The 16,148-nt window shown below is 73.2% G+C and carries 14 protein-coding genes; 8 read left to right on the top strand and 6 right to left on the bottom strand.

Features of this window, described 5'->3' with window-relative positions; translation table 11 throughout:
* Position 1: 1 nt before the first annotated feature.
* From tilS to dacB, 3 genes are read right to left on the bottom strand one after another with little or no spacing between them, the layout of a single operon-like run.
* Positions 2-1,222: a tRNA lysidine(34) synthetase TilS gene (gene tilS, locus ACYVK7_RS04485; RefSeq protein ID WP_460886480.1), complete on the bottom strand. Its 1,221-nt coding sequence runs from the start codon at positions 1,220-1,222 to the stop codon at positions 2-4.
* A 25-nt stretch (positions 1,223-1,247) separates the two neighbouring features.
* The gene (locus ACYVK7_RS04480) at positions 1,248-2,351 is read right to left on the bottom strand and encodes a zinc-dependent metalloprotease (RefSeq protein WP_460886479.1); all 1,104 of its coding nucleotides are present in this window, start codon (positions 2,349-2,351) and stop codon (positions 1,248-1,250) included.
* Positions 2,352-2,384: 33 nt separating this feature from the next.
* Positions 2,385-3,836 (bottom strand): D-alanyl-D-alanine carboxypeptidase/D-alanyl-D-alanine endopeptidase, encoded by a 1,452-nt coding sequence (dacB, locus tag ACYVK7_RS04475; RefSeq protein ID WP_460886478.1) that lies wholly within the window; start codon positions 3,834-3,836, stop codon positions 2,385-2,387.
* 257 nt (positions 3,837-4,093) lie between these two features.
* Here dacB and ACYVK7_RS04470 point away from each other — a divergent pair, with 257 nt between their 5' ends.
* Complete coding sequence (locus tag ACYVK7_RS04470; protein WP_460886477.1) at positions 4,094-4,594, top strand: inorganic diphosphatase; 501 nt, start codon at positions 4,094-4,096, stop codon at positions 4,592-4,594.
* Between the two features lie 69 nt (positions 4,595-4,663).
* On the opposite strand, the gene ACYVK7_RS04465 is transcribed toward ACYVK7_RS04470, so the two are convergent.
* On the bottom strand, positions 4,664-6,049 hold the full coding sequence (locus tag ACYVK7_RS04465; protein ID WP_460886476.1) for a C40 family peptidase: 1,386 nt from the start codon (positions 6,047-6,049) through the stop codon (positions 4,664-4,666).
* 386 nt (positions 6,050-6,435) lie between these two features.
* Here ACYVK7_RS04465 and ACYVK7_RS04460 point away from each other — a divergent pair, with 386 nt between their 5' ends.
* The 5 genes from ACYVK7_RS04460 (at position 6,436) to ACYVK7_RS04440 (ending at position 11,907) form a co-directional block, all read left to right on the top strand.
* Positions 6,436-7,773, top strand: a complete 1,338-nt coding sequence (locus ACYVK7_RS04460; RefSeq protein ID WP_460886475.1) for a bifunctional o-acetylhomoserine/o-acetylserine sulfhydrylase — start codon at positions 6,436-6,438, stop codon at positions 7,771-7,773.
* A gap of 85 nt (positions 7,774-7,858) precedes the next feature.
* A complete protein-coding gene (gene metX / locus ACYVK7_RS04455) occupies positions 7,859-9,157 on the top strand; it encodes a homoserine O-acetyltransferase MetX (RefSeq protein ID WP_460886474.1) in 1,299 nt (432 codons plus the stop codon).
* 40 nt (positions 9,158-9,197) lie between these two features.
* On the top strand, positions 9,198-9,623 hold the full coding sequence (locus ACYVK7_RS04450; protein ID WP_460886473.1) for a VOC family protein: 426 nt from the start codon (positions 9,198-9,200) through the stop codon (positions 9,621-9,623).
* Between the two features lie 91 nt (positions 9,624-9,714).
* Entirely contained in the window at positions 9,715-10,938 is a 1,224-nt protein-coding gene (locus ACYVK7_RS04445; RefSeq protein ID WP_460886472.1) for a YncE family protein, read from the top strand.
* Between the two features lie 9 nt (positions 10,939-10,947).
* Positions 10,948-11,907 carry a zinc-binding dehydrogenase gene (locus ACYVK7_RS04440; protein WP_460886471.1) on the top strand — a complete coding sequence of 320 codons (960 nt, stop codon included), beginning with the start codon at positions 10,948-10,950 and terminating at the stop codon, positions 11,905-11,907.
* 74 nt (positions 11,908-11,981) lie between these two features.
* On the opposite strand, the gene ACYVK7_RS04435 is transcribed toward ACYVK7_RS04440, so the two are convergent.
* Positions 11,982-14,057 carry a restriction system modified-DNA reader domain-containing protein gene (locus ACYVK7_RS04435; RefSeq protein WP_460886470.1) on the bottom strand — a complete coding sequence of 692 codons (2,076 nt, stop codon included), beginning with the start codon at positions 14,055-14,057 and terminating at the stop codon, positions 11,982-11,984.
* A gap of 122 nt (positions 14,058-14,179) precedes the next feature.
* Positions 14,180-14,503 carry a thiamine-binding protein gene (locus ACYVK7_RS04430; RefSeq protein WP_460886469.1) on the bottom strand — a complete coding sequence of 108 codons (324 nt, stop codon included), beginning with the start codon at positions 14,501-14,503 and terminating at the stop codon, positions 14,180-14,182.
* A gap of 71 nt (positions 14,504-14,574) precedes the next feature.
* Between ACYVK7_RS04430 and cofD the strand changes: the two genes are divergently transcribed.
* Both cofD and cofC read left to right on the top strand, forming a co-directional pair.
* The gene (gene cofD, locus ACYVK7_RS04425) at positions 14,575-15,495 is read left to right on the top strand and encodes a 2-phospho-L-lactate transferase (RefSeq protein WP_460886468.1); all 921 of its coding nucleotides are present in this window, start codon (positions 14,575-14,577) and stop codon (positions 15,493-15,495) included.
* Positions 15,492-16,148 carry a 2-phospho-L-lactate guanylyltransferase gene (cofC, locus tag ACYVK7_RS04420; RefSeq protein ID WP_460886467.1) on the top strand — a complete coding sequence of 219 codons (657 nt, stop codon included), beginning with the start codon at positions 15,492-15,494 and terminating at the stop codon, positions 16,146-16,148. The genes cofD and cofC overlap by 4 nt, the downstream gene beginning before the upstream one ends.

The following is a 16,148-nucleotide window of genomic DNA, read 5'->3' as shown; positions in this document are numbered from 1 at the left end:
GTTACTCCTGGGTTGTGCTGGAGGGCTGGACGCCGGTCCCGCCGTCCGAGGTACCGGTCGGCGCGGCGCGCAGGAAAAGACTGCCATACGCGCGACGGGCACGTGCGCCGCCCGGCAGATGGACGGAGCCTTGACCGCTCCATGACACGACCAGCGCGTCCAGCGCGTCCACGTGCCGCGTGGTGGTGTCCGTCGGCCGGCAGCCCACGGCGAGCGCGGCGAGCCGGAGTGCACGACGCCGGAGCGCCGGATGGGCTAGCTCCAGCACGCCGATATCGAGGGCGTACTCGACGGCGTCCCACGCCGCCGGGGGCACCTGGGCTCCTTCTTCCGGGGGCACCTGGGCTCCGGTCGCCCGCTCCAGCAGCTCCGCGGCGAGGGCGTCCAGCAGGTCCGCGTCGTCCCGCAGCTGGTCCGCGGTACGCGCGAGCGCCTCTGCGACCCCGCCGCCCAGCGTCTGCTCCAGCACCGGCAGCACACGCCCGCGCACCTGCGAGCGCAGCGGCGTGAACTCGGCCACGCGAGGGCGGTCCGTCGTCTCGTGCCGGGCGTTCGAGCGCGGCGGGACGTCGGCGTCGGGCCGATCACTCGGCGGAACCGGCAGCAGGTTCGTCGGGTCGGTCCAGAACTCCAGCCCCGACGCCGCGCACACCTCCTCGGTCTGCGCGCGGCGCAGCCCCAGGAACGGCCGGCGAAAGATCCCCCGTTCGCGCGGCATCCCGGCCAGCGAGCGCGCCCCGGCGCCCCGGGCGAGCCCGAGCAGCACCTGCTCCGCCTGGTCGTCGAGGGTGTGCCCGAGCAGTACGAGGGCGGCACCGGTCTCGTGCGCCACCGCATCCAGCGCGGCGTACCGGACCTCCCTGGCGGCCGCCTCCGGCCCGCCGCCGTCGAGGGCAGCACCGGCCGCGGTCCAGCTCGCACGCCGGACCACCACCGGGTCGAGGCCCAGGGCACCGCACTGCTCGGCTGCCCGTTCGGCGACCTCGGTGGAGCCCGCCTGCAACCCGTGGTCCACGATCACCGCGCCGGCCCGCACGGCGTGGCCCCGCGACCGGACCGAGCGCCCCACCCGCCGCGCCTCGAACGCCAGCGCCGTGGCGAGCGCGAGACTGTCCGCACCGCCGGAGCACGCCACCAGCACCAGGTCTTCAGGGCCTAGCCCGGCCAGCACCTCACGGACCGCGTTCCGCGCCGCGGCGACGGCGGGATCGACACGTGCCACCGTCAGCCTCCCGTGCGCGACGAGCTCATCCGTGCACCCTGCGCACCCAGGCACGGGCGTCGGCGATCTCCCGTGCGGTCGGCAGGTTCTCCGGGGCCGTCCAGACCGCGTTGAGCCCGTCGCGCCCCACGGCCCGCTCCACCGCCCGCACGAACACCGCGCCGTCGCGGTACTGGGCGAGCTTGGCCTCCATCCCGAGCAGCTTCTGCACCACGACGTCGAACGTGTTGCGCCCCTCGCCGTCGCGGCGCCGCTCGAACCGCGCGCGGATGCGACGTACGGACGGCACCACCCGCGGGCCCACGGCGTCCATCATCACGTCCGCATGGCCCTCCAGGAGGGCCATGACGGCGGTGATGTCGGCCAGCTCGTCCTTCTGCTCGTGCGTGAGCATGCCGTCCATGATCGTGCTGCCCTCGCCGCGCAGGGCGGCGAGCACGTTCCGCCCTACCGCGACCACCTTCTTGTCGAACCGTGCGCTGGCCAGCTCCGCCGACGTCCTGGCCATACCGCCGATCAGGTGCCGCGTACGGCCGCTGAGATGGGTCGAGAGCCACGGCGCCGCGGCGAACTGCAGGGCATGCGTCTGCTCGTGCAGGCACACCCACAGCCGGAAGTCGCGCACCGGCACGCGCAGGGCCTGTTCCGCCTGCAGCACGTTCGGCGCGACGAGAAGGAGCCTGCCGGGGCCGGAGTACGGGTCGAACTGGCCCAGGACGCGGCCGGAGAGCAGGGCGAGGACGGCCCCGATCTCGGCGGCGCCGGCCATCTGGGCGCCCGGCGAGGTGGCTCCCTTGGACACCTCGGCGACGACCGCACCGATCCCGTCGGTCATGGCGGCCATCGACTGCGTGTTCGCCCGCGCCCAGGTCGCCCGGTCCACGACCGCGACGGGGCTGAGCGTCGACCCGCCGCCCGCGGCCTCCTCATGGGGGCCCCGAGGCGCCGGCAGCATGCGCGTCGTCTCCAGCACGTGCCCCACGGCTTCGTCCGCCGCGCTGCGCAGACCGCTCACGAGCGAGTCGAGCTCGTCCCGCGGTGCGTGCGGCCCCGGTGCGGCGAGGCGCCCGGCGATCTGGGCTGCCGCCGACCAGTCGACGATCTGCGGGGCGGTGGAGGCCTGGGTCACCCGACCACGGTAACGGTCACGGCGGGTGGGGCGTCAGCCCTGGTTCGAGTAGGCCGCGAGGTCACCGACGAAGCCGTCGTAGATCTGGGTGGCCCCCACGGTCTTGTCGGCGGGGATGGAGTCGGCGAGGATCGAGAAGACGAGCAGCCTGCTGTCGGCCGTGACCACCGTGCCGGCGAGCGCGCGCACCTTGGGCAGGCTGCCGGTCTTCGCCCGTGCCAGACCCCGGGCCGGGTTGGTCCCCGTGAACCGCCCGAGGCTGCTGTCGAGCGTGCCCGACAGGCCCGCGATCGGCATGCCGACCGCCTCGCTGCGCAGGTCCGCCTGCGCGGGATCGACCATGACGCCGAGCAGGTCGACGACCTGCTGCGGGCTCAGGTACGAGCCGTCACCGAGACCCGAGCAGTCCCGCAGCCGAGCGCCCGTCATGTCGACGCCGAGCTCCCTCGCGCTCGCGATCACCGCCTGGGTGGCGCCGTCGTTCGAGCCGGGCAGGCCCGCGTCCACCGCGACGAGGCGCCCGAGCACCTCGGTGATCGTGTTGTCGGAGTACTGCATGGCGAACCCGACGACCTCCGCGAGCGGTGCGGAGCTGACCTTGCCCAGCACCTGGGCGTCGTCCGGAGCCGTCTCGCTGACCACCGCGTCAGCCGTCCGGAGGCCCTCGGCCTCGAGCGCCGCCGCGAAGACCTCCGCGGCGTACTTGCCCGGGTCGCCCGCGCGGGGCCCGTTGTCGGTGTACCCGTCGGACAGGAGGCCCACGTTGATCGCGACGGACGAGACGGGCGCGACGTAGCCGGCCGCGATGTCCGGGCTCGCCACGGTCGGCGCGATGTCGTCACCGGTGAAGAGCGTGTCGTCGAGCGCGACGCGCACCTCGGTGGTGCCGGTGACCTTGACCTTGGCGGCGACCTGCTGAGCGAGGTCGGCCAGGCCCGCCCGGCCGTTGACGGCGTCGGGGTTGCCCCGGCCCGCCGACAGCATCATGTCGCCGCCGCCGACCAGCACCACCGTGTCGTCCCCGACCAGCACCGCCTTGGTGTCCAGCGTGGAGCCCGCGGCGCCCGAGGAGAGCGCGGCGACGCCGGTGAACAGCTTCTGGGTGGACGCGGGGGTCATGAGCTTGTCGGGGCTCGACGAGCCGAGCACCTCGCCCGTGCTGCCGTCGGCCACCATGACACCGACCCGCGAACCGAGCCGCTTGTCCTTGGCCAGGCCGGTCACGAGGCGCTGCATCTCGACGCTGTCCGGAACCGGGGCACCGTCGGGCAGCCCCTCGAGGAGCGCGACGGGAGCCGGCCCCTCGACGGCCCCGGGGGCCGACGGGAACGGCCGGGGCTCCGGCCACGGCTCGGCGGTGGTGAGCATGCCGGGAACGACGTCGTACGCGTCGGCGACAAGGTACCCACCGAAGACTGCGACGACCGCGGCGACGGCAGCGCCGGAGCGCAACCCCCACTCCATGGGCATCCTCTCGATCGTCACGTAAAAGCCATAGGCAACTCTAGTGGCGGCAAACCATGCGATGGGTACGGCGACGGCGATTCGCGGGAAATTTCACCCGCTCGCGAGACCGGCTCGCGCGCGCGACGCGCACGCTGCGAATTATGCCCAACCCGGAGAGTGGTGCTGACCACAGGTAACGGTCGGGACACAAGACACATGGCACACTGGACGGGCGCAAGGCCGCCGCCGCGGTAAGACACTTCGGCGACCATCTTCGAGAACTGGAGCACATCGGCGTGGAGTTCGACGTCACGATCGAGATCCCCAAGGGTCAGCGGAACAAGTACGAGGTGGATCACGAGACCGGACGCATCCGCCTCGACCGCATGCTCTTCACCTCGACGCGCTACCCCGACGACTACGGCTTCATCGAGGGCACCCTCGGCGAGGACGGCGACCCCCTGGACGCACTCGTCCTGCTGGAGGAACCCACGTTCCCCGGCTGCCTGATCAAGTGCCGGGCACTCGGCATGTTCCGCATGCGCGACGAGGCCGGCGGCGACGACAAGGTGCTCTGCGTGCCGACGGGCGACCAGCGCGCCGCGTGGCGCCAGGACATCGACGACGTCTCGGACTTCCACCGCCTGGAGATCCAGCACTTCTTCGAGGTCTACAAGGACCTCGAGCCGGGCAAGTCCGTCGAGGGCGCCCACTGGGTGGGCCGCTCCGACGCCGAGGCCGAGATCGTTCGCTCGATCAAGCGCGCCGAGGACACCGGGTACTACGCCAAGCACTGACCCGCAGCACCCAGCACGTCTCAGGCGCCCAGGTCACCCCGTGGCCCGGGCGCCTGACACGTCGAAGGGTCAGGGCCGGCCCGCGTAGGGCATCGCGCCGGAGTACCGCACCGGGTTCTCCGACAGGGGGTGGCCGGGCAACGTCGCCTCGATCATCATCCCGCCGCCCGTGTACATGGCCACGTGATAGATCGACGACGGATCGCCCGGGTCGGACCCGTAGAAGATCAGGTCACCCGTCCGGAGCGACCCGTAGTCCACCTTGCCGACGGCCAGGTACTGCGAGCGCGAGGTCCGGGTGATGTCCACCCCCTGGCTCGCCCAGGACATCATCGTCAGGCCCGAGCAGTCGTAGTAGGTGGGTCCTGCAGCGCCGAGCAGGTACGGCGCGCCGATCTTGGTCCGCGCCCACGCGACGGCGCCGGCACCTCGGCTCTCCGTCGCCCCCGACGCCGGCGGGCCGGCGGGCGCAGGGTCCGGAGCGGGAGCCGGGTCCGGGGCGGGAGCCGGGTCCGGAGCGGGAGGCGGAGCGGGCGCAGGCGCAGGGGCCTCCTCCTCGCCGGGAGTCCCGGGAGCCTCACCAGCCGCCTCCGGCCCGTCCTCCGCCCGGGCGCGCTGCTGCCGGTCGAGGTCGGCCTTCGCCGCGGCCTCGCGAGCGGCCTGGGCGGCGGCGGCCCGCGCCTCCTCGCGCTGCCGCTCGATGTCCACGCTGGTCTGCCGCAGCTGCGCGAGCCGCTCGACCAGTGCCGCGCGCTGCGCCTCGGCCGCCTGGGTGCGCGCCTCGAGATCCGCCGCGGCGGCCTGGGCGGCCTCGAAGGCCGTCTCCGCCTGCTCGGCCGCCGCGGCGCGCTGCTTCTTCGCGGCGGTCCACCGGGCGTCGGCCGACTCGGACGCCGCCCGCGCCTCCTGGTAGTCGGCCAGTGCCCCGCCGAGCTTGCGCTGCACCGCGCGCTCGGCGGCGCTGCGGCCCACCATGTCGGGGACGGAGTCGGCCTCGAAGGCGATGCCGAGCGACCCCAGGTCGGCGTCACGCGCCGAGACCCGGTAGACCTGGGCCAGGCCGGCCCGCGCCGCCGCCTCACCCTTGCCGGCCTTCTCGGCGGCGCGCCGCGCGGCGGCCACCTCCTCCTCGGCGCGTTCGACGGCCTGCTGCGCCTCCGCGTAGTCGGCCGCGGCCACCTGCACGCGGATCCGAGCCGCCTCGAGCTCCGCGCGGAGCGCGGTGAGCGCGGCCTCGGCCTGCTGCACGTCGAGCGTGCCCGCCGCGACCGCGTCGCGAGCCGCCTGCGCCTCCTGCGCGGTGGGCGGGTCGGCGGGCGGATCAGCCTTGGCGGTGGGCCCCCACGGGATCACCAGACCGAGCGCGAGCACCACGGCCCCGATCGCACGGAGTACCAGCACCGCACCGTGCCCGTGCTCGCGCCCCGACTCGTCCAGACCTCGGATCCGTCCCATGATCCCCTTTCCCGATCTGCGCGACGTTCGGCGTGTCGCCTTGCGCAGATCCTGTGAATCACTCCCGTGTCACGGTCCAATGTGACCCAGGGTCCCGATTCGCGCTACCCGAGCGTCCACAGTGCGTCTCATTTTTCGATCTCACGATATAAGACACGACTTTCGGTGCCGCCCGCGGCCGTCTACGGTCTCACCCATGACTCGTCGAATGTGTAGTTGCTGAACCAGCGCACGTTCGCCTGCCCTCGGCCGTACGGCCGACTCCCGCGTGCGCGCCTCCCCGCCGCGGACCACCTCCTGATGCGCAGGCCCCATGGGGCACGCCGCGGCACATCTCGGCCAGTTCCGCCCGAAGCACGCCACCAGATACAGGAAGCAGGAGAGCCATGACTCAGCCCCAGTGGTCGTTCGAGACCCGCCAGATCCACGCCGGCCAGGAGGCGGACCCCACGACGGGAGCTCGCGCGCTGCCGATCTACCAGACCACGTCGTTCGTCTTCCCCGACGCCGAGGTCGCCGCCGACCGGTTCGCCCTGAAGGACCTGGGCCCCATCTACACCCGCATCGGCAACCCCACGACCCAGGTGGTCGAGGATCGGATCGCGAGCCTGGAGGGCGGCGTCGGCGCGCTCCTGGTGGCCTCCGGCCAGGCGGCCGGGTCGCTCGCGCTGCTCAACCTCGCCCAGGCGGGCGACCACATCGTCGCCTCCGCGAGCCTCTACGGCGGCACGTACAACCTGCTGCACCACACGCTGCCCAAGTTCGGCGTCGAGACCACGTTCGTGGAGGACCCGCACGACCTGGACGCCTGGCGCGCCGCCGTCCGGCCGAACACGAAGGCGTTCTTCGGCGAGACCATCCCCAACCCGCGCTCCGACGTGCTCGACATCGAGGGCGTGGCCACGGCGGCGCACGAGGCCGGCGTCCCGCTGATCGTCGACAACACCGTCGCCACCCCGTACCTGATCCGCCCCTTCGAGCACGGCGCCGACTTCGTGGTGCACTCGGCCACCAAGTACCTGGGCGGTCACGGCACCACGATCGGCGGCGTGATCGTCGACGGCGGCCGGTTCGACTTCGCGGCGGACCCGGAGCGCTTCCCCGGCTTCAACACGCCGGACCCCAGCTACAACGGCCTGGTCTTCGCGCGCGACCTCGGTGTCGGCTCGGCGCTCGGGGCGAACCTCGCGTTCATCCTCAAGGCCCGGGTACAGCTCCTGCGGGACCTCGGCGCGGCGATCTCGCCCTTCAACGCCTTCCTCCTGGCCCAAGGCATCGAGACGCTGTCGCTGCGGCTCGAGCGGCACGTCGCCAACGCGCAGCACGTCGCCGAGTGGCTGGAGGCGCGGGACGACGTCGGCACGGTCCACTACGCGGGCCTGCCGAGCTCGCCGTGGCACTCGAACGCGCAGAAGTACGCACCGAAGGGCGCCGGCGCGGTGCTCGCCTTCGAGCTCGACGGCGGCGCCGAGGCCGGGCAGGCCTTCGTGTCGGCCCTGGAGCTGCACTCCAACGTGGCGAACATCGGTGACGTCCGGTCGCTCGTGATCCACCCCGCCTCCACGACCCACTCGCAGCTCACGGCCGAGGAGCAGGCACTGTCGGGGGTCACCCCCGGCCTCGTGCGCCTGGCCGTCGGACTGGAGAACGTGGAGGACATCCTGGCCGACCTGGAGCTGGGCTTCACCGCGGCCAAGAACCTGCTGGGCGGAGAGGCCGAGTAGCAGCGACGTGACGTCGCCGTCCGTGCCGGGGCAGGGCCCCGAGCTCACCACACCGAGCTCACCACACCAAGCCGCAGGAGACACCATGGCCATCACCACCCCGAAGGCCGCGCTCGACGCCCCGGACCAACCGGTCCGTTCGGTGCTCGTGCCCTTCCCTGCGCCGGACGGCGCGCACGTCCCCGCGCGCGGCCGGGACGGCGGGGCCCCGCCGAGTCCCGCCGATCCCGTACAGACCTCCCGCTCGCGCAGCAAGCCACCGGTCCCGGCGAGCGGCGCCTGGCGCGAGGGCGACGATCCCGGGCACCGGCTGTTCGCCGACGTCGGCGCGTTCGACCTGGAGGCGGGCGGCCGCCTCCCCGCCGTGCGCGTGGCCTACGAGACCTGGGGCACCCTGAACGCCGACGGCTCCAACGCCGTGCTGGTGCTGCACGCCCTGACGGGCGACTCGCACGTGACCGGTGTCGCGGGCCCCGGTCACGTGACCGACGGCTGGTGGGCCGAGACGGTCGGCCCGGGCAAGCCCATCGACACCGACCGGTACTTCGTGGTGGCGCCCAACGCGCTCGGCGGCTGTCAGGGCACGACCGGCCCGTCGTCCTTCGCGCAGGACGGGCGTCCGTGGGGCGGGCGGTTCCCGTACATCACCACCCGCGACCAGGTCGCCGTCGAGATCGCGCTGACCCGCGAGCTCGGGATCCGGTCGTGGGAGCTCGTGGTCGGGGCGTCGATGGGCGGGCTGCGCGTGCTCGAGTGGGCACTGCTCGGACCCGAGGCAGGCATCGAGGTGCGGAACGTCGCCGCCATCGCGACGACCGCCCAGACCGGCGGTGACCAGATCGCGTGGGCGCACCCCCAGCTCGCCGCCATCCGCGTCGACCCCCGCTTTCGCGGCGGCGACTACTACTCGGCGGCCGACGACGACGGCCCGCACACCGGCCTGGCCATCGCGCGGCAGATAGCGCACACGACGTACCGCACGGGCTACGAGCTGGACCAGCGCTTCGGCCGGCTCCCCCAGGGCGGCGAGGACCCGTTCGCGGGCGGCCGGTTCGCCGTGCAGTCGTACCTCGAGCACCACGGCGACAAGCTCGCCCGGCGGTTCGACGCCAACTCCTACCTGGTGCTCACCGAGTCGATGCTGTCGCACGACCTGGGGCGCGACCGCGGCGGTGTCGAGGCGGCGCTCAGCCAGATCACCGCACGGACGCTCGTGGTGGCGGTGGACAGCGACCGGCTGTTCCCGCCCACCCAGTCGGCCCGCCTCGCCCGGTGGATCCCGCGGGCGGAGTCCCTGCGGATCGTCACCAGCGACGTGGGCCACGACGGGTTCCTGGTCGAGGCCGACCAGATCGGCCCGATGGTGAGTGAGTTCCTCGGGTAACCATCCTGCGGGCCGCCGGCCCCAGGACTAGCGTGGCCGTATGGCAAAGCTCAATCCGTACCTCAGCTTCAGGTCCGAGGCCAAGGAAGCCCTGGACTTCTACCGGTCAGTGCTCGGCGGAGAGCTCGACGTCAGCACGTTCGGTGGGGCCCCGATGGAGGGGATGCCCACCCCCGACGAGGACAAGGACCTCGTCATGCACGGCCAGCTCGACACCCCGGGCGGTCTCACGATCATGGCGTCGGACACGCCGTCGTTCATGGAGTACGTGGCGCCCTCGTCCGGTGTCACGGTCGCCCTCACGGGCGGCCCGGACGACCACGACTACATCAAGGGCGCCTTCGAGAAGCTGTCCGAGGGCGGGACACCGGGGCAGCCGTTCGAGCTCGCCCCGTGGGGCGACTACTACGGCGCGCTCACCGACCGCTTCGGCATCTCCTGGATGTTCGACGTGGCCACGAAGTGACCGACCGGGTGATCTTCCGCTACTGAACTGCTCTCCAGTAGCCTTCGTCGAGCTGATCGCCGCTGATCAGCTCGACGAAGAGGAGCGTCCAGTGACACATCGCCGTGCTCTCTCCATCCTGGCCTCGCTGGGCCTCGTGGCGTCCGGCGGGTTCGCCGCAGCGCCGGCCCACGCCGACCCGCCCCCGCACGAGGTCCTGTTCGTCGCCAACAACTGGGACGGCACGGCCTCCGTGCTGTCGTCCGGCCCCGACCTGGCACCGCTCGGCGAGGTCGACGTGGTCCCCGACCGCGAGCAGCGGCTGCGCGAGATCTACCGCGACCCGGTCCGGCTGGCCGCCTTCCTCATCATCCGTGAGACCGTCGGCGAGGGCCATGACCAGCTCGCCGACGACATGTACACCACCCCCGACGGCTCGTCGCTGGTGGTGTCGCGGCCGAGCTTCGCCGACGTCGTCTCGATCAGCCTCGACACCGGCGAGGTCGAGTGGCGGTTCCCGGTCTCGGGCCTGCGGGCCGACCACATGTCCGTGTCGCCGGACGGGACGCAGGTCGCCGTCTCCGCGTCGACGGGCAACCGGGTGCACGTGCTGGACATCGAGACCGGCACCGAGGCCGGCTCGTTCCCCACCGGCGACAAGCCGCACGAGAACATCTACACGTCCGACGGCCTGATCTGGAACATGTCGATCGGCGAGGTCAACAACGACCTCGACGACCCGGCGCTCGACTTCCTCAAGGGCGACCGCGTCATCACGGTGGCCGACGCCGAGACGTTCGAGGTGGTGCGCGAGATCGACATGCGCGAACGGCTCGACGACGCCGGCCTCGAGCACCTGTCCGACGCCGTTCGCCCCGCGGCGTTCAGCCCCGACGAGTCGAAGCTGTACTTCCAGGTGTCGTTCTTCGGCGGGTTCCTGGAGTACGACGTCGAGAGCGACCGCATCACGCGGGTCAAGACGCTCCCGCGCGTGTTCGACGGGCCGCGCACCGACATGGTCAACGACTCGCGCCACCACGGCCTGACCGTGCAGCCCGGCGGCGAGCACCTGTGCGTCGCCGGCACGATGGACGACTACGCGGTGGTCGTGGACCGCGCCACGCTCGAGGAGGGCCCCCTGGTCGACGTCGACAAGCCGTACTGGTCCACGGTGACGGGCGACGGCAGGGCCTGCGTCGTCTCCGAGTCAGAGGCGGACCAGGTGACCTCCATCGACTTCGGGACAGGGCGGAAGATCACGTCGGTGCCGGTGGGCGACCACCCGCAGCGGGTCCGGCTGGGCACCGTCCCTGCCGGCTGGTCCGGGGTCGGTTAGGGTCGCCGCATGCTTGCCGCCTATGTGACCAGCTTCTCGCCCGACAGCCCGCTCGACGGTCTCGAGGTGGGTGACCGCCCCGAACCGGCAGCCGTGGAGCACTGGACCACGGTGGACGTGCGGGCCGCGAGCCTGAACCACCACGACCTCTGGTCGCTGCGCGGGGTGGGCCTGAAGGAGCAGCAGCTGCCCATGATCCTCGGCACCGACGCCGCGGGGGTCGCTCCGGACGGCACCGAGGTGATCCTGCACGGCGTCATCGGTGCCGACGGCCACGGCGTCGGGCCGAAGGAATCGCGGTCGCTCCTCTCGGAGCGGTATCCCGGGACCCTCGCCGAGCGCGTGGCCGTGCCGACGGCGAACCTCGTACCCAAGCCCGCGGAGCTGTCGTTCGAGGAGGCAGCGTGCCTGCCGACCGCGTGGCTCACCGCGTACACCATGCTCTTCACGGCGGGCGGGCTCACCCCGGGTGACCGCGTGCTGGTGCAGGGCGCCGGCGGCGGCCTCGCGACGGCGGCGGTCACGCTCGGCGCGGCCGCCGGCCTGGAGGTCTGGGTGACCTCACGCTCCGCGGAGAAGCGCGAGCGGGCGATCGCCCTGGGCGCGGCGGGCGCCGTCGAGACCGGTGCGCGCCTGCCCGCGCGCGTCGACGCCGTGCTGGAGTCGGTGGGCCAGGCCACGTGGGCCCACTCCATCCGGTCGGTGCGTCCGGGCGGGACGGTGCTGGTCTGCGGCGCGACGTCCGGTGACGCGCCGCCCGCCGAGCTGACGCGCGTCTTCTTCCAGGAGCTCCGCGTGCAGGGAGTCACGATGGGCTCGCGGGACGACCTCGGTGCGCTCGCCCGGTTCTGCGCCCGCACCGGAGTCCGCCCGGTGATCGACGCCGAGGTTCCGCTCGCGCGGGCCGCCGACGGCCTGGCGCGCCTCGACGAGGGCAACCAGTTCGGCAAGGTGGTCGTGCGCCCGTAGGGCCCACCTGTCAGACGCGGCGTCCGACAGCTCGCCTACCCGCCGCTCACGACCGAGCGTCGGGCTGAGGCGCCTCAGGCGAACCGGCGGGAGAACTCCTCCACCAGCGTGGGACCGGTGTCGCCGATCCGCCAGACGTTCCAGCCGTCGGCCGTGTACGAGCCGGACGCCGCGGTGGCCGCGGAGTCCGGGTGCCGGTAGCGGGCGCCGTTGGCCAGCTCGATGGCGCCGTCCGGCAGGAGCATGGCCTCGAAGTGCTGGTTGCGGCGCGGACGGGACCACACGATGCGCGTCGGGGTGCCCACGCTGCGGGCGAGAGCCTCGAGGTCCGGGTCGTCCTCCTCCTCGAAGAGCATCGGCGTGCTGGCCCGGATGCTCTCGTTCGGCGGCACGGGACGAGCCGGCGCCTCGGGAGCGCTCGACGGGTACGGGTCCGCCGCGAACGCCGGCTGCCCGTAGCCGTCGTCGGGACCGGCCAGGTAGCCGCCGGACTCCCAGGGGTTCTGCTCCGTGACCACAGGGGCCGTGCCGTCCAGGTAGGGCGACGGTTGGTACCCGGACTGCTCGCCGTAGCCGTAGCCGCCCTGGTCGCCGTAGCCGGTGGCTGCCTCGGCCGAGTAGTCGTACGCCGGAGCGGGGGGCGCGAAGCTCGACCCGTCGCCGTAGGCGGAGCCCGACGTGTAACGCGGCTGGGTGATGTCGAGATCCTCGGGCTCGTTCGTGTCCGCGGCGGAGTATGTCGGCGGCCCGTCGTACGACGGCGGCTGCCACAGGTTCTCCTCCGCGACAGGCTGCTGCGCGGGGGGCGGGGACGAGTAGCTCGACCCGGGTGCCGGCGCCAGCTCGTCCGGCTGCGCGGACGCCGCGAACCGGTCGGTGCGCGAGCGGCGGCGGACCGACGGCGCCGCCGGCTCGGCGGCGGGCTCCGTACGTGCCGGGGCGGCGGTGTCGCCGAGCGAGGAACGGCTGGCGGCCAGCCGCGGCGGGGTGGTGGGCGTCGGGCGCGACTCCGCGCCCGGTCGCACCGACGAGACCGGGGCGCTCGGCACGCCGGGGCCGGCCGGAGCGGGCGGCACGGGGGCGGGCTGACCGACGTCGGCTGACGCGGCGGCGGCCTGGGCCCGGCGCGAGGCGCGGGTCCCCGCCCGACGCTCGGGTGCGTTACCGGCCCCCGCACCCTCCGGCGTACCGGCGGTCGGGCGCTCGGGCACTCCGGTGCGCGGCGCACCCCCGCGGAGGCTGGACCGGAGGCCGGTCGCCGCATTGGTCGGGCCGGCGGCCGGGTTGTCGGCGAGCGGGACCGGTGCCGCCTCGGCGCTCACGGGTGTCTGGCGCGCGCGCTCGGCACGTGACGGCGGTGTCTGCGGGGTGCGGTTCGCCGCCTGCGCGACCACCGGCATCTTGCCCGTGAGCGCGTAGCCGACCTTGACGCCCTCCTCGAACGCGTCCTTGGGCGCGGCGGAGCCACCGGCGACCCCGCCGGTGACGCCCCCCATCGAGCTGCTGACCGAGGCCTCCGCCGACCCCGTGATGGAGCCGCCGATCGGCGCCGACTTGGGCGCGGGCAGGCCCGGTGGGAGGTGCACGACGAGCGGCGAGACGTCGAGGAACTTGCGACCGTCGTCCGAGTTCACGACGCCCATCTTCAGGACCTCGACCGGCATCGTCGGCTGGCGCAGGAAGTCGACGGCGTTGAGGATCTCGTCCGGCGCGTTCTGGCAGATGATGATGAGCCGCGCGCCGCTGCCGCCGTTCTTGCCCTGCGTCCGCGTGATGGGCACGCTGTCGTAGAACGCGGCCACGTCGTGCTGGAACGAGCTCGCTCCGCCGCTGTAGCGCGCCGCGAGGTCCGCCCGCGTCAGCCGGCCCGCGGCGCCGGCGTGGTCGAGCGCCTTGGCGAGATTCTCCCGGTCGAGGTCCGCGACCAGCTCCACGACCACGGGCGAGCCCGATGCGTCGAGCGCGAGCAGGTGTGGTTCGTCCGGACCGGAACCCTGCGCGATGGGGAACACCTCTTCACCGAGGAGCCCGTCGATGTGGGAGTCCACCACCTGGTTGGCCGTGGTCTTCAGGCCAGGCTCGGAGCCGCTCCCACCCTTCGCGGACGTCACGAGGAGCGGCCGCTGGGTGTCGACCTCGAACAATGGCATCTCGTGATCTCCCCGGGTCCTGCGGCATCGGTCCGCCTTAGCCTAAAGGTCCCGAGCAAGAGTCCGGAAACACGCGGGTGAAGGTGTCGTGTTGCTTGGCCCGTGGGTCATCGGCCCGTAAGTCAGGAGTGGCCCGTCTCGGTCTCGCCCGCCGCGAGACGCTCCTCGACCCGGGCGATCTTGCTCTCGATCTGCCCGGCCGCCGCACCGGGGCGGATGTCGGCCTTGATGACGAGAGACACCCGGTGCCCGCCGCGCGACACGGCGTCGGTGGCCCGCTGGATGACCGGCATCACCTCGTCCCACGACCCCTCGATCTCGGTGAACATCGAGGTGGTCCGGTTGGGCAAGCCCGATTCCCGGACGATGCGGACAGCTTCGGCGACCTGATCGGCGACGGACTCGCCGGCGGTCATGGGGGCTACGGAGAACGCGAAGACGGCCATGCCCCCAGTCTGCCCCCACCTGTCAGATTCGCGCGCACCTGTCAGATCTGCGGCGCACGTAGGCTCGACGCGTGAACGTCACCCTTCTCGCGGGTGGGGTCGGCGGTGCGCGGCTCGCGCACGGCCTCGATCTCGCCCTCGGCGCATCCTCCCTGACCGTCGTCGTGAACGTCGGCGACGACACCCGGCTCCACGGCCTGTCCATCTCTCCCGACATCGACACCGTCGTGTACACCCTCGCCGGGCTGAACGACGAGGAGCGGGGCTGGGGCCTGCGCGGCGAGTCCCACGCGACCCTGTCGGCCCTGCGGGACCTCGGCGAGGACACCTGGTTCACCCTGGGCGACCGCGACCTCGCCACCCACATCGTGCGCACCGAGCGCCTGCACCGCGGCGAGCCGCTCTCGGCGGTCACCGCGCACCTCGCACGTGCGATGAACGTGCGGCCGCGGGTCCTGCCCGTCACCGACGACCGTCTCGTCACCCTGGTCGACACCCCGTCGGGGCGGCTCGGGTTCCAGGAGTACTTCGTGGGGCGGCAGCACGCGGACGCCGTGCTCGGCCTGCACTTCGACGGGGCCGACGCCGCCCGCCCCGCGCCCGGTGTGCTCGACGCCCTGGCCGCCGACCTGGTGGTGCTCGCGCCGTCGAACCCGTTCCTGTCGATCGAGCCGCTGCTCGCGGTGCCGGGCGTCCGGGAGGCGTTCGTCTCGACGCCGGGCCGCCGTGTGGCGGTGAGCCCCATCGTGGGCGGGCAGGCCATCAAGGGCCCGGCGGCCCAGATCCTGGAGACGCTGGGGCACGAGGTGTCGGCCCTGGGCGTCGCCCGGATCTACGCGGACCTCGTGGACGTCATGGTGATCGACGAGCGCGACGCGGACCTCGCGGGGCCCGTCGCTGACCTGGGCCTGACCGTGCACGTCACCGACACCGTCATGGGCGGCCCGCCCGGCCGCGAGCGCCTGGCCCTCGAGCTGCTGGCGCTGGCGTGACCGGCGCCGCCGGGCGGCAGGGCACGACGGCGGTGGTGCCGCTGCGTGACGGTGTCTCCGGGAAGTCGCGGTTGGCCGCGGTGCTCGACGCCCCGTCGCGGCGCCGGCTGGTGCGGGTGCTGGCGCGGCACGTGGTGGGCACGCTGCTCGCCACCGACGGGATCGCGCACGTGCTGGTGGTGACGGCGGACCCGGTCTTCACGCGGGAGACCCTGGCCGGGCTGCCGGTCGAGGTGCTGGAGCAGCCGGCCGGCCGGCCGGGGCTGAACGGTGCCCTGGAACATGCCCGGGAGGTGCTGGCCGCGCGGACCACCGCGCCGCTCCTGGTGACCCACGCCGACTTGCCCGCGCTGACCTCCGCGGACGTCGCGGCCCTCCTCGCCGAGGACGCCCCGGTGGTGGTCGCGACGGACCGCAACCGCTCCGGCACCAACCTCCTCCTCCTGCCGTCGGCGTCCGGTGCGGACTTCCGGTTCCGGTTCGGCGTCGGTTCGCTGGCCGCGCACCTCGTGGAGGCGGAGGCTCAGGGCCTGTCGGCGACGGTCGTGCACCGGCCCGGTACGGCCGTCGACCTCGACACGGCCGACGACTGGTCGCAGCTCCCGGACGAGGTGCGGGCCGCCGTCGGCCATCAGGTGCCCGGTCTGATGTAA

Source organism: Promicromonospora xylanilytica (genome assembly GCF_054782895.1).
Note: the sequence above shows the minus strand (reverse complement) of the source record. Positions and strands in the feature narration are given on the sequence as shown.

What these genes read in the sequence shown, in the direction of transcription:
- ACYVK7_RS04465 (WP_460886476.1), bottom strand. Translation starts at nt 6,049, where the DNA reads ATGGGACGGATCCGAGGTCTGGACGAGTCGGGGCGCGAGCACGGGCAC.
- ACYVK7_RS04460 (WP_460886475.1), top strand. Translation starts at nt 6,436, where the DNA reads ATGACTCAGCCCCAGTGGTCGTTCGAGACCCGCCAGATCCACGCCGGC.
- metX (WP_460886474.1), top strand. Translation starts at nt 7,859, where the DNA reads ATGGCCATCACCACCCCGAAGGCCGCGCTCGACGCCCCGGACCAACCG.
- ACYVK7_RS04450 (WP_460886473.1), top strand. Translation starts at nt 9,198, where the DNA reads ATGGCAAAGCTCAATCCGTACCTCAGCTTCAGGTCCGAGGCCAAGGAA.
- ACYVK7_RS04440 (WP_460886471.1), top strand. Translation starts at nt 10,948, where the DNA reads ATGCTTGCCGCCTATGTGACCAGCTTCTCGCCCGACAGCCCGCTCGAC.
- ACYVK7_RS04435 (WP_460886470.1), bottom strand. Translation starts at nt 14,057, where the DNA reads ATGCCATTGTTCGAGGTCGACACCCAGCGGCCGCTCCTCGTGACGTCC.
- ACYVK7_RS04430 (WP_460886469.1), bottom strand. Translation starts at nt 14,503, where the DNA reads ATGGCCGTCTTCGCGTTCTCCGTAGCCCCCATGACCGCCGGCGAGTCC.